Here is a 12,801-nt window from a genome sequence, read left to right as displayed (position 1 = left end):
TGCGAGAGGATTTCGGCGCGGGCGGTCGGGTCGATGCCGACGCTTTCGAGCCAGTCGGCGGCTTTCAGTCCGTGCTTTTTCGCGAAGGGTTTGAGGGCGGCGCGCATCATCTTGCGGCGTTGGCCGAAGGCGGCGCCTGTGACTTGTTCAAGCAAGTCGATGTGTTCGAAACGTTGGTCTGCGGGCAGGGGCTCGAGCACGGCGACGGCGCTGTCGACCTTGGGCGGCGGGGTGAAGGCGCCGGGTGGCAGGGTAAAGGCGATATGGGGGCGGGTGGCCGACTGGGCGAGGACGGCGAGGCGGCCATAATGGTCCGTGCCCGGCGCGGCGCAGATGCGTTCGGCAACTTCCTTCTGGAACATCAGGGCCATCTCGCCGCGCCAGTCACCGGCCTTGAGCCAGCCGACGAGCAGCGGCGTGCCTACATTGTAGGGAAGGTTGCCGATGATCATGGCGGGCTCGGTCGCGCCCGCCTCGATGACAAGCTGTTCGAAATTGACCTTGCGGGCGTCCTTCTGGAGGACCAGCAGGCGGCCGTCCTTGGCTTCGGGCCAGAGGAGGAGCGCGTCGGCAAAGCGCGGGTCGGCTTCGACCGCGATCACCTTGCCCGCACCTTCGTCGAGCAGGGCGCGGGTCAGGCCGCCGGGGCCGGGGCCGACTTCGATGACGACGCGGCCCTTGACCGGACCGGCGGCGAGGGCGGTCCGGTGCAGGATGCTGGGGTCGAACAGGAAGTGCTGGCCGAGCGCCTTGCGGGCCGGGGCGTCGGTGAGGTCGGGGCGATGGGTGTCGGTCATGCGGATAGGTTTCTGGCGGTGGCCATGGCTGCGGCAAGGCGCAAGGCCGCGATGAGGCTGTCAGGGCGCGTGGTACCCGCAGCGGCGGCGTCATAGGCCGTGCCGTGGTCGGGGCTGGTGCGGACGACCGCGAGGCCAAGCGTGACGTTGACGCCGCCCCAGAAGTCCAGCGTCTTGACCGGGATCAGGCCCTGGTCATGAGTCATGGCGATGACCGCGTCATAGGCGCCGGACAGGGCTTCGGCGAACACGGTGTCGCCGGGGCGCGCATCACTTATGTCGATGCCTGCGAGCCGGAGCGCGTGAGCGGCCGGATTGATGATGTCGATCTCTTGCCGGCCAATCGTGCCGTCTTCGCCCGCATGCGGATTGAGACCGGAAAAGGCGAGGCGCGGGGCAGGGATGCCGAAATCCCGCGTCATCGCCTGCGCCACGATATGGCCGAGCTCGACGAGGCCGGAGACGGTCAATGCCTTGCCGACCTGCATCAGCGGCATGTGGATGGTGGCCAGCGCCACGCGCAGCCCGCCGCCGACCAGCATCATGACTGGATGCGGGGGATTGGCATGTGGTTCGGCGCAGAGGTGGGCGACATATTCGGTATGGCCCGGATAGACGAAGCCTGCGCCATAGAGCAGGGCCTTGTTGATCGGATTAGTGACGATACCGGCGGCCAGGCCGTCCAAGGCGTGGTTCGTGGCCAGCGCGATGGAGCGGATGATGGCGGGGGCTGCGTCGGCATCGGGCTCGCCCGGGCGGATGTCCGGCACGTCGGAGAGGGCGAGGACAGGCAGCGCGTCGGCAAAGGTGCCACGGGCTTCATCCGGCGCGGCGATCTCGCGGACGGGGACGCCGGGTGCGTAGAGTTCCGGCGCGCCGATGACGTAGAATGCCAGGCCGGGGTCTGCGCGAAGCTGACGCCACGCCGCCGCCGTGATGGCGGGGCCACACCCGGCAGGGTCGCCCATGGTCAGGGCAAGAGGCAGGACAGGTTTTTGGCTCACGGGCGGAGGTTTGGTTGCAAAAGTCCGCCTGCGCAAGCCCTATCGGTAGATGATGGTGGCTTCGCGGCGGAGGTTGCGAAGCTCGCGCTCCGAGATCATGCCGAGTTCGCGGTTCTTCAGGCTGCTTTTGAGATCGTCGCGCGACGGCAGGGCTTCGGCGCCGTCCTCACGGGCACAGACATACATCACGGCAAGGCCACCAGACGCCGCAAAGATGGCTGTTGGTTGACCGATTTCAGTCGCCTTGACGAGATCGCTGCCTTCGGGACCCAGTTCATCGACATTTATTTCGTCGAGATCAGCCGCGCGCAAATTGGTCTTGGAGTTGGCGACGCTCTGGACATCATCGCACGATTTGATCTTGTCCATGGCGTCCAGGAGATCGGCGTCTGTTCCGTCCGATACGAACAGACGCTTGAGGTTGACCTTGGTCACTGCCTGGCTCGGTTCGCGCTTGTTGGCGACGAGGATGATATAGACGCCGGTCTCCACTTCGATCGGCTCAAGCAGGCCGGGCTGGGCGGCGGATGTCACGGCCTCGGCCAGTTCCGGTGCGAGATCGTCCAGGGAAATCCAGCCCATGTCGCCGCCTGTTGCGGCGGTGGGGGCTGACGAGATACGCTGAGCGGCGACGCGGAAGTCGGCGCCTTGCTTCAATTGCGCCATCAAGGCCGCCGAAGCGGTCACTGCCTGTGCGCGGGACTCGTCATCGGGCGCGTAGAGGAAAATTTCGGACACACGATACTGCGTTGTCTTCGACGCGGAACGCATGCGTTCCATCTGTTCGTCGACCTGGTTATCGGATACCCGAATGCGTGATCCGTAGAGGCCACTCATCACGCGGTTCCAGGCGATTTCTGCGCGCATCTGCTCTTCGAGGCTGGCCGGATTGACCCCGGCCTGCAGCAACTGGGCCTTGAGCTGGTCGCCGGTGCTGCCGCCCTGGCGCGCCATGTCCTCGACAGCGCCGTCAATTTCGCGCGCATCGATTTCCATGTCGAATTCGGAGGCTTTCTCAAGCTGCAGGCTCTCGTCGATGAGTTGTTCAAGCGCCTGGCCGGTGATCTGCTGGACCTGTTCGGCGGACGGCTGCTGGCCGCCGACGCTGAGCAGGAGGAGACGGGCACGCTGGCGCACGTCTGAAAAGGAGATCGGCTTGTCATTGACCACAGCGGCGATGCCTTCAAGTGGCAGACGGCTGGATTCCGTCGCGTCCTGGGCCACGGCCACGCCCGTGGCGGACATGGTGAACAGGCAAGCAGCAACAAGTAACTGACGGATCATGTATCTTCTCCACTGAGTCCCCAGTCGGGCCCCAATTCATGCAACAGTCGCGGACCATACAAGTCCTGTCGATGGGTGCAACGGATCAGGGCAGTGATCCCTGAATCGTTACAGAAATTTAGTGTGGCTTGCGGCGCTCCGTCGGGGCGGACGCCCGGCCGAATCAGTCAAACTCGCTGGATCCGAAGTCTCCGATGGATTTGAGCGAGAAGCGGAACTGAATGCTTTCCGATGGCCCGAGTGTGCGGTCGACCAGTTCCGAGCGCTGGTAGATAATCTCGAACCGTGAGCAGTCGTCCTCATAGGCGATGCCGAACTCCCGCTTCGCATTGAGGTTCGCGGCGATGTCGCGCAACTGGCCATAGACCAGCGAGTAGCGGTCTGTGACGCTTAGCTCGCCGCGCAGGAAGATGCCTTCGTCCGGCGTGCCGAGCGGGCTGATGCGCTCGCTGATATTGTAGTATTGGCCGACCGCGCGCAGGCGCTTGTAATTGGTCGTCAACCGGGCGTCGATACGGTTCAGTTTGAAGCCGTCATCGTCCAGGCGCACGCGGGTATCGACGCGCAGGGCCGTGCCGAAATCAGCCGTGGACTCGGCGACCCAGTCAGATGACCTGCCGTCGAGATTGCTGGCGACGTCGAAATTCGGGTCTGCGCGAGACCGCCAGCGGCGACCGAGAGTTGTGCTGAATTCGGGACCGTTCTTGAACACGGCGCGGGCGGTGACGCCGGCCGACGCCTTGCCGTCGCCTTCATAAAGATCGTAATTGCCGAAACCATTGGCCTCGAACAGGCTGCCTTCGTCGAATTCGTAGAGGAGGCTGTCCTCGTTCGGAATTGCGGAATCATTGGTGTTGGAAAAGCCCCAGGCGGCCATGATCGTCGGCTCAACCATGATGTCGACGATCTTGCCGGGACGGATCAGGGGATAGGCGATTTTTACGCCGGCATTGCCGACGGCCCGTGACACATCCGGTTCGCCCGACACGGCCTCATCGAGGGCATAATAGTCAGCCCGGATTTCCGCGAAGGGCTTGAACGTGAAACCGCCCGGCAGGACGCTGAGATTGCTCCAGTCGCCGCCGACGCTGACGCGCTGGCTGTCGGCGCGGACATCGCGTGTCAGCATGGCCGACGAGACATTCACGGCGGCGAATCCGTAATCACCCATGTCCCAGTATTTTTCGCCAAAGAAGACGGGCGCGACCGTGGGCAGGGCACCGTCCGCATCGTTCTCCCGCAGGCCCTGAAAGCTGAGCACGGCGGCATCGGTGTAATAGTTGTCGCCCTGACCGACCGCGAAAATTTGCGACAGAAGGCGTCGCGGCTGGCTGGAATAGAGGCCACGCCGCTCTCCCTGGCCGTCGAGGTCGTAGCGGCGATCGAACAGGTCATCGGTCTGGGTCTCGACGCCGAAGCCCCACTGCCATTCCGGCGAGATGGCGAACAGGCCCTTGCCGTAGATGTGGCCGCGCCATTTCTCGTCGCCGAACCTCTCGCCGTCACTGTCGAAATCGGCTTCGTTGGTGATGCTCGTATTGATCTTGATGCCGCCGGAATAGAAGCGTTTGCGGATGTCGAGTTCGAGCAGCGGATTGACGTTGGCGCTGACCAGCGGGGCAATCGTGACGTCCGACGATTCCGAGAGTGCCCAGTAATAGGGCTGCTGGTAGAATGTCCCGAGCTTCGAGGACACGCCGCCCGATGGCACGAGGAAGCCTGACCGCCGTTCGGATGTCGGATCGGGATGCGCGAGATAGGGGAAGTAGAAGACCGGTATGCCGAGCACTTCAAACACGGCGTCGCGGTAGGAGATCATCTGGTTTTCCTGGTCGAGCACGGTGCGGCGTGCGCGCAGGGACCAGGTGGGCGTCGTATGCTCGTCACAGACCGGACAGGCAGTGTAGATGGCCTGTTCGAGCGCATTGATGCCGTCGGTCTGACGGATCGCGGAATTGGCAACCACCGTCGCGCCATCAGGCAGCCGGGCAGAGAAGCCGATGGCATAGCCGTCTGCAAGGTTGGAATTGACCTCGATCTCGTCGGCGAATTGCTGCGAGCCATCGGTGTCGATGATGACGACATTCCCGGTGGCGCGCACGCGGTCGGTTGTCTTGTTGTAGATGATGCGGTCGGCGCGAAGGATGCGGCCCTCATACAGCGCCTCGACATTGCCTTCGGCGACGATGCTGTTTTCGTCCCGGACTTCGTAAATGTAGTCGGCCTCAAGGACGACGTGATCTTCGCCCTCGGATGTCGGCTGGGCAATGGATGCGGATTCCTGCGCATGGGCAGAATAGGCCCCGGATGTGACCAGGCCCAATGCAGCGGCGTAAAGGAGCCAGTTCGCCAAGACGGGGTTACCTCAGTCACATTTGCGCATGGATTGGACACTCTGTGCCTGCGCCGGGTTCATTGATTTGTCTGGAGGCTTAGAGGTGATGGCCCGGATCGTCCAGCCATCGCCGGCGTCTGGCGGCATTTTCCTGCATCAGGCGGTGTTTTCGCGACACAGAGGGGGCCGTCACACCACGTGGGTCGCGAAACCGCCTGACAAGGTGATGGCCTCGCCGGAAAGTTCCAGTTCTGCAAGGATTGCAGCACAACGCGCCGCGCCGCGCCGCTGGCGCGAGCTATTTCGTCAATCGGCATGGGGTGGGGCAGAGGGCCTCTCGCACCCGGGCGATCTGGCTTTCCGGCAAGGGCTCATCGGACGATTCAGGATCGTAGGCGCCCGCAGGCGGCGCCGAAACGTGCCCGTGGCTTAGCGACGAGAGAATTTCCAGCACGTCCGTCGCATGCCGGACCAATGAAGCACCCTGATAGATAAGGGCATTTGTCCCTGCCTCGCGCGGATCGAGCGGCGATCCTGGTGCCGCCATGACTTCGCGGCCCTGCTCACCGGCCCTGCGCGCCGAGATCAGCGAGCCCGAGCGTTCGGCCGCTTCGACGACGACAACTCCGCGCGAGAGCCCGGTGATGATGCGGTTTCGGCTGGGAAAGTCCTGGGCCTTGGCGCGGTCGCCGAAGGGGCTTTCCGAGACGATCAGGCCTTCGGCGGCGATCTCGGCGTAGAGCCGTTCGTGCTGGGGTGGGTAGATATGGTCGATGGCGCCGCCAAGGCCCGCGATTGTGCCTGTGCGCAGGGACGCCGCATGGGCCTCGCCGTCAATGCCGAGCGCGAGGCCGGATACGGTGACAAAGCCCGCTTCGCCGAGGCCCGCGGCGATGTCGCGAGCCAGCTTGCAGCCCGCTGCGTTGCTTCGATTTCTGCGTCGATTTCGTCGATTGCGGGCGCGACGACCGGACGGCCCCGACCCGCGCGGCGGGCGATTTCGGGAAGGGCGTCGAGGGCGGCGGCGGGGCTGCCGAAACGTTTCAGCTGCTGGGCGAAGGTGACGGGGCCGACATTTTGCGTGCGGGCGAGGCGGATCCAGTCGTGCCGCTCATTGTCGGGCAGGACCGGCACCAAACTCATGCCTCCGGTTTGACCTTCGGCGTGCCGAAGCGTGGCTCGGTGCCTTTGAAGAGACGGGAGAGGTTGGCGCGGTGGGTGAAGAACACGAAGAGGGAAAGCAGGGTCAGGCCGGCGAGGACGACCGTGTTCCGCTCGCCGAGCAGCCAGGCGCCGGTGGGCACCAGCACGGCAGCCGTGAGCGCCGCCAGTGAGGATATCCGCGTCACAGCGAAGACGATGAGCCAGACGGGCGCAGCCACGAAGAAACCCGGCAGCGTCGTGAACGGCAGGAGGCCGGCATAGGTGGCGACACCCTTGCCGCCCTTGAAGCCGAGCCAGACAGGATAGCAATGCCCGACAAAGGCCATGGCGCCCGCAACAAAACCGATCTCACGACCGAAGAGATGCGTGAAGGCGAAGGCGACGAGGCCCGCCTTCAGGCTGTCGAGCAGGAGCGTGGCAAGGGCAAGGTCCTTGCGGCCGGTTCGCAGCACGTTCGTGGCGCCAATACTTTTGGAGCCGATGGCCCGGATGTCGCCCAGGCCCGCCGCCCGGGTGATCAGCAAGCCAAACGGAATCGAGCCTGCGAGATAGCCGCAGACGACAGCCGCGCCATACTCGATCGATGCTTGCATGCCGTCGTCTCCCTCTGGTGTTTTGTGGTGATGGTTTACGAACAGCGCCCGCGTGCGGCAAGAGCCTAGGGATCAATCGTCCAGCAAGGCCGCCCGTATCGGCTCGATCCAGGCTTCCTTGTCGGCATCATATGACCGGAAGTTCGAGGACAGGCCCCAGTGACACCAGCCAAACCGGTTTGCTTCAGCAAGATGCCGGACCCGGCCGATCCATTTCGCGCGCTGCTCGACCGGCGCGGCATCGAACACGCCAAATTCCCCGAGCAGGAGCGGCAGGTTGTGCTTGTCCCGGAAGGCAGCAGCAAGGCGGAAGTCGTTGGCGATGCGGTCGACGTCGGCGGCATCGCCCCAGTTCCTGCCGACGGGTGGGGTCGGCTGGAAGAATTCCGCGCCCTGGTGCGTGAAAACGAACGGCTCGTAATAGTGCCAGGACAGGATGATACGCGGGTCGGAGGGCGGCTGGCTTTGCAGGAGGCCAGCTAGCGTGCCCCATTCTGCTGTCGCCAGAACGATCCAGCGGTCAGGCTGGATCTTGCGGATACGCGCGACGACCCGCTTGTTGAGCGCGTCGGTCCGCTGCACCGTCATCTTGCCATTAGGTTCATTTACAATTTCAAAGATGAGACCGTCCGGGTAGTTCTCATAGTGTGCGGCAAGCTGTTTCCAGATGCCTTCCAGCCGCCGTTCATGGCGCGACGGCCAACTATTCAGTTCGGAATAATGGTGAACGTTCAGGATGACATTCATGTCGCGGGACATGGCATAATCGATGATTGCATCGGTGCGCGCCAGCAGGTCCTTGTTGAGCTTGTAGCGGCCCCACCGACCGGCATGTGCAGACCAGCGTACGGGCAGACGGATCGTGTCGAAGCCGGCCTCTTTGAGTCGGTCAATGTCTTCGTTGCGAATGGTATAGCCCCACTCGCCCTCATAGGACGCCTCAAGCGCGCTGCTCAAGTTCATGCACCGTTGAATGGGTGGCATCGGCGGTTCATACGGCGTCGTATCCGGCACCGACGTGGTGGCCGCACTGGATACCAGCGCGCAGACGAGTGCGAGTGTCGCTCGGCCTAGCCTGTTGCGCAATTTTCCCATGAGAACGATGTGACAGCATGATGGCGCGCGGTCAACGCGACGTCACCCCGCAGGGGTGCTCACTGACGCAAAGCCTCTTTGAAGGACGTACTGCGGTGCTCGACCATGTCAGGAAGCCGGCAAGAATTCGAACACGGTTTCGCCGCCGACGAGCGTGCGCATGACGCGGCCCTGCAGGCGCCGGCCATCGAATGGCGAGTTGGTTGAGCGCGAGCGCAGGTGCTCGCGTTCGCAGAGCCAGGGCTTGCCGGGATCGAACAGGATGAGGTCGGCGGGGGTGCCTGATTTCAGGCGTCCCTGAGGCAGGCCGAGCAGGTCGGCCGGGCGGCAGGTGACGGGCGCGAGCGCGTCGAGCAATGGCAAGTCAGCGTCGTTGACGAGACTCATAAGTGCAGCGAGCGTGGTTTCCAGACCGGCGGCGCCGAAAGCCGCTTCGCCGAAGGGCAGGCGCTTTTCTTCCGGCGGCTGGGGATCGTGGGCCGAAACGACGGCGTCGATCTCGCCGCGTTTCAGGGCGGCGATCAGGCCCTGGCGAGTGTCTTCGTCGCGGAAGGGCGGGTTGACCTTGCAATAGGTGAGATAGTCGCCGACATCGCGCTCATTGAAGAACAGGGTATGGGCGGCGACCGTGGCGTGGACCTTTGCGCCGCGTGTCCGCGCTTCGGCGACGATTTCCAGCGTGCGGGCGGTCGAGACCTGGTCGAGCAGGAGCCGGCAGCCGGTCGTTTCCGCGAGCATCACATCGCGGGCGGCGCCGATCCATTCGGCTTCGACGGGGATGCCGGACAGGCCGAAGCGGGCGGCGAACGCGCCGGCATTCATGACGCCGGACCCGGACAGGGCCCGGTCGTCAGGACGGGACATGACCAGAGCGCCGCGGCTGGCGGCATAGACCATCGCGCGCTTCATGATCGAGGCATTGGCGACAGGCATGTCGCCATTGGTGAAAGCGATGGCGCCAGCGTCTGCCATCAGGCCGATCTCGGCCATGAGTTCGCCGCCGAGGCCGACAGTGAGCGCGCCGGATGGATAGATGCGGGCCTTGGCGGTTTCGCGGGCGCGTTCCCGGATAAAACGGACCAGGGCAACATCATCCACGGTGGGACGCGTGTCAGGCATGACAACGAAGCTGGTGACACCGCCCGCGACAGCGGCGCGTGAGGCCGTGGCGAGCGTTTCCTTCTGCTCGTCGCCGGGTTCGCCGGTCTTGACGCGCAGGTCGATCAGGCCGGGTGCGAGGCAGAGACCGCCTGCATCGAGTGTTTCCTTCGCATCGGCATGCGGCCCGGACTGGCCCTTGGCAACGTCCTTGATCTTGCCCTTGTCGATGAAGATGGCGCCCGGCGCGTCGAGGCCGGTGGCCGGGTCAAGCAGGCGGGCATTGAATATAGACAGGCTCATCGGTGTGTCCCCGCAAGAAGGTCGAGGACGGCTTCGCGCACGGCGACCCCCATTTCCACCTGTTCGGTGATGACAGATTGTGGGCCATCGGCGATGGCGCTTTCGATCTCGATCCCCCGGTTCATCGGGCCGGGATGCATGACCGTGGCATCGGGCAGGGCGAGCGCGAGGCGGTCAGCCGTAAGGCCGAAATAGCGAAAATATTCGCGGCGGCTGGGCAGGAAGGCACCGTCCATACGTTCCAACTGAAGGCGCAGCATCATGACCACGTCGGCGCCTTTGAGGGCGGCGTCGAAATCGGTCGTGGCGCTGGCAGCGCCCCAAGTATCGGTGCCGGGTGGCAGCAGGGTTCGCGGACCGCAGAGGTGGACCTCGGCGCCGAGCAGGTGAAGCGCCATTGTGGTGGAACGGGCGACGCGGCTGTGGGCGATGTCGCCGCAAATGACGACCTTGAGACCCTCGATGCGGCCCTTGTGGCGGCGAATGGTGAGCGTGTCGAGCAGCGCCTGTGTGGGGTGTTCGTGGGTGCCGTCGCCAGCATTGATGACAGCGCAGTCGACCTTGCGGGAGAGGAGCTTGGCGCCGCCCGAGGCCGAGTGGCGGATGACCAGTACGTCGGGCTTCATGGCGTTCAGCGTCATCGCCGTGTCGATCAACGTCTCGCCCTTTTTGACGCTGGAATGGGCGACCGGCATGTTGATGACATCGGCGCCGAGGCGCTTGGCCGCGATCTCGAAACTGCTCATCGTGCGGGTGGAATTCTCGAAGAAGAGGTTCACCACGGTGCGACCGGTCAGCACCGGATCGGCGCGTTTTCCGGCGCGCGTAGCGTCCGCATAGCGGTCGGCCAGATCCAGAATGTGATTGATGTCTAGAGGGTGAAAGCCTTCGATTCCTAGCAAATGCTCGTGATCGAAGCTGTAAGTGTATCCCGCCATTGCCATGGAGGCCCTTTCGATTTGTGGCGGTTTAGGCGCGATTCCGGCCGTTCGCAAGTGTCAGCCGCTGACGAGCACGTAGAGCAGTGGCAGCGTGAGCATGGCCAGCACGGTCTGGACGGCGATCAGGTTGGCCGCGAGCGGGGCGTCGCCGCCCAGTTCGCGGGCCAGGATGTAGGAGCTGGTGGCCGTCGGCGTGGCGGCGCAGATCACGGCGATGGTCAGGGCCATGCCGGACAGGCCAAAGGCCAGGCCGAAGCCTATGGCAAGCGCCGGCAGGCCGAGCAGGCGGACGAGCGACCAGGTGAGGGTGCGCGGGCCGGCGCGTTTCAGGGCGGAGAGATCGACGCCCGCGCCCGCAGACAAGAGGCCTAGGGCGAGCGCCGCATCGCCGAGAATACGCAGCATGTCGTCAGCGAGCCGGGGCAGCTCGATATTCGAGGCGGCCAGCGCGATGCCGATGATGCAGGCGAGGACGATCGGGTTGCGAGACAGCGCGAGGAGGGGTTTAGGGGCCGGGCCGTGCGGTGAGTCGGCATGTGCAATCAGGGCATAGACCGAGATGACATTGGCCGTGGGGATCATCACGGCGGCAGCAATGGTGACGAGGGCGAGGCCTTCCTGTCCGAACAAGAGACTGCCAATGGACAGGCCGATCATCGTGTTCCAGCGCACATTCGACTGGATGATCGTGCCGACGGCAGGGCGGCTCATATTGGGTAGGAAGCGGGCGGCAAGGCCAATGGCGCCCAGCACGAGCTGGGCGAGGATCAGCGCCGCCGCGAGACGCCATGGCGCGGACTCGAAGGGCGTATTGGCCAGTGTCCTGATAATCAGGGCTGGAAACAGGACGACATAGGACAGGCGCTCGATGGCGCGCCAGCTTTCGGCGGGGATCCAGTTGCGGGACGACAGGACGTGGCCGAGCGTGACAATCGCGATGACGGGCAGCAATGCGTAGAGAAACCCGGTCAACCGAGGCGCTCCAGACGCTCGAGGGCGGACTTGAGGATGATTGCGGCGGCAGTCGCATCAATCATTTCGGCGCGGCGCTTGGCGGAGATGGAGGCCTCCTGCATCACGCTCTCGGCCTCCTCGCTGGACAGGCGCTCGTCCTGGAAGACGATCGGCACGTCGCGCTTGAGCAGGATATTGTAGGCGAGCGCGCGGGACGACTGGGCGCGCCGGCCTTCGGACTCGTCCATATTCAGCGGCAGGCCGATAATGAGGGCGACGGCCTTGCGTTCGTCATAGATATCGAACAGGCGGCTGAGGGATGGCGCTAGCGTCTTGCCGCGGCGGATCGTTTCGACGGGCGTGGCGAGCATGCGGATTCCGTCCGTGGCGGCGATGCCCAGGGTCTTGGACCCTGGGTCGATGCCAAGGAGGACGCCGGTGCGCGGCAGGGAGGCGAGATCTGTTACGGGCATTGAGCGCTCACATAGCGCCTTGAAGCGGCGTTGCCTATCGCGTATTCGGGCCCGAGCGTATCTAGCCACCGGAGCCCGTGCCATGAGTGTTACCAAGGATGATGTCCGCAAGGTTGCCCGCCTGTCGCGCATTGCCGTGCCGGAAGAGCGCCTCGAAGAGATGGCGGGTGAACTCAATGGCATCCTCGGCTGGATCGACCAGCTGAATGAAGTGGATATCGAGGGTGTCGAGCCGATGACGTCCGTGGTGGCGACCAAGCTGCCAATGCGCGACGATGTCGTCACTGACGGCAACATCCAGGACCAGATCCTGGCCAATGCGCCCAGCAGCGCAGACGGGTTCTTCGTCGTACCGAAATCGGTCGAGTAGGGGGCAACCCTCTTTCTGAAAACTAAGTGTCAGAGCGGCCTTATTTAGGGCGGCATGTCCCCCCACCTGTGGTGTAGGATCCGCTTCGGGTCCCTGCACAGGAATGCGATCATGGCCAAGGGTCAGAAGAAGACGAACAAGGAAGTCCGCAAGCCGAAAGCGGAAAAAGTGAAAACGAACGCGTCCAATCCGTCGGTAAAGACCGGCGCGATCAAGGGCCTCGAGCACCTCAAGCGCTAAACATTCCGGCGCCGCCTGACGCGGCGTCGATGATTGCCTACGACGTCTGACCGGCATCATAGTCTTCCGAAATACAACCGGGAGGCTGCCATGTCCGTGCTGACAATCGAGACAAAAGACCATGTTGCCCTGATGACGCTTCGGCGTCCG

Annotated in this window: 13 protein-coding genes and 1 pseudogene; 2 read left to right on the top strand and 12 right to left on the bottom strand. The window is 64.0% G+C overall.

The features are described from left to right. The 12 genes and pseudogenes from rsmA to ruvX form a co-directional block, all read right to left on the bottom strand. Positions 1-797 (bottom strand): 16S rRNA (adenine(1518)-N(6)/adenine(1519)-N(6))-dimethyltransferase RsmA (gene rsmA, locus ACESNB_RS13930; RefSeq protein ID WP_373008326.1); only part of this gene is annotated, 797 nt, incomplete at its 3' end. Then, positions 794-1,765: a 4-hydroxythreonine-4-phosphate dehydrogenase PdxA gene (pdxA, locus tag ACESNB_RS13925; protein ID WP_373008329.1), complete on the bottom strand. Its 972-nt coding sequence runs from the start codon at positions 1,763-1,765 to the stop codon at positions 794-796. The genes rsmA and pdxA, both read right to left, overlap by 4 nt. A gap of 75 nt (positions 1,766-1,840) precedes the next feature. Next, positions 1,841-3,085 carry a peptidylprolyl isomerase gene (locus ACESNB_RS13920; RefSeq protein ID WP_373008324.1) on the bottom strand — a complete coding sequence of 415 codons (1,245 nt, stop codon included), beginning with the start codon at positions 3,083-3,085 and terminating at the stop codon, positions 1,841-1,843. A gap of 163 nt (positions 3,086-3,248) precedes the next feature. Then, positions 3,249-5,438, bottom strand: a complete 2,190-nt coding sequence (locus tag ACESNB_RS13915; protein WP_373008322.1) for an LPS-assembly protein LptD — start codon at positions 5,436-5,438, stop codon at positions 3,249-3,251. Between the two features lie 280 nt (positions 5,439-5,718). Further along, positions 5,719-6,315 (bottom strand): DNA-processing protein DprA, encoded by a 597-nt coding sequence (locus tag ACESNB_RS13910; protein ID WP_373008328.1) that lies wholly within the window; start codon positions 6,313-6,315, stop codon positions 5,719-5,721. A 41-nt stretch (positions 6,316-6,356) separates the two neighbouring features. After that, a pseudogene (locus ACESNB_RS13905) lies at positions 6,357-6,563 on the bottom strand (DNA-protecting protein DprA); the annotation flags it as partial. Beyond that, the gene (gene plsY / locus ACESNB_RS13900) at positions 6,560-7,177 is read right to left on the bottom strand and encodes a glycerol-3-phosphate 1-O-acyltransferase PlsY (RefSeq protein WP_373008320.1); all 618 of its coding nucleotides are present in this window, start codon (positions 7,175-7,177) and stop codon (positions 6,560-6,562) included. The pseudogene ACESNB_RS13905 and the gene plsY, both read right to left, overlap by 4 nt. 72 nt (positions 7,178-7,249) lie before the next feature. Next, on the bottom strand, positions 7,250-8,134 hold the full coding sequence (locus tag ACESNB_RS13895) for a glycoside hydrolase family 5 protein (RefSeq protein ID WP_373008318.1): 885 nt from the start codon (positions 8,132-8,134) through the stop codon (positions 7,250-7,252). Between the two features lie 246 nt (positions 8,135-8,380). Beyond that, a complete protein-coding gene (pyrC, locus tag ACESNB_RS13890; RefSeq protein ID WP_373008316.1) occupies positions 8,381-9,673 on the bottom strand; it encodes a dihydroorotase in 1,293 nt (430 codons plus the stop codon). Beyond that, positions 9,670-10,617 (bottom strand): aspartate carbamoyltransferase catalytic subunit, encoded by a 948-nt coding sequence (locus ACESNB_RS13885; RefSeq protein WP_373008314.1) that lies wholly within the window; start codon positions 10,615-10,617, stop codon positions 9,670-9,672. The genes pyrC and ACESNB_RS13885 overlap by 4 nt, the downstream gene beginning before the upstream one ends. A 54-nt stretch (positions 10,618-10,671) precedes the next feature. Further along, positions 10,672-11,586: an AEC family transporter gene (locus ACESNB_RS13880; RefSeq protein WP_373008312.1), complete on the bottom strand. Its 915-nt coding sequence runs from the start codon at positions 11,584-11,586 to the stop codon at positions 10,672-10,674. Next, on the bottom strand, positions 11,583-12,041 hold the full coding sequence (gene ruvX, locus ACESNB_RS13875; protein WP_373008310.1) for a Holliday junction resolvase RuvX: 459 nt from the start codon (positions 12,039-12,041) through the stop codon (positions 11,583-11,585). Before ruvX ends, ACESNB_RS13880 begins: the two co-directional genes overlap by 4 nt. Positions 12,042-12,123: 82 nt before the next feature. On the opposite strand from ruvX, the gene gatC reads away from it, so the two are divergent. Together gatC and ACESNB_RS13865 are read left to right on the top strand one after the other, a co-directional pair. Next, the gene (gene gatC, locus ACESNB_RS13870) at positions 12,124-12,411 is read left to right on the top strand and encodes an Asp-tRNA(Asn)/Glu-tRNA(Gln) amidotransferase subunit GatC (protein WP_340694057.1); all 288 of its coding nucleotides are present in this window, start codon (positions 12,124-12,126) and stop codon (positions 12,409-12,411) included. A 111-nt stretch (positions 12,412-12,522) separates the two neighbouring features. Then, positions 12,523-12,651, top strand: coding sequence for a hypothetical protein (locus ACESNB_RS13865; RefSeq protein ID WP_340694058.1), 129 nt, complete (start codon positions 12,523-12,525; stop codon positions 12,649-12,651). Positions 12,652-12,801 lie beyond the last annotated feature (150 nt).

The sequence above is a fragment of the Hyphomonas sp. genome, assembly GCF_041689225.1.
Taxonomy (GTDB): Bacteria; Pseudomonadota; Alphaproteobacteria; order Caulobacterales; family Hyphomonadaceae; genus Hyphomonas.
This window is presented reverse-complemented; position numbering and strand designations above follow the sequence as displayed.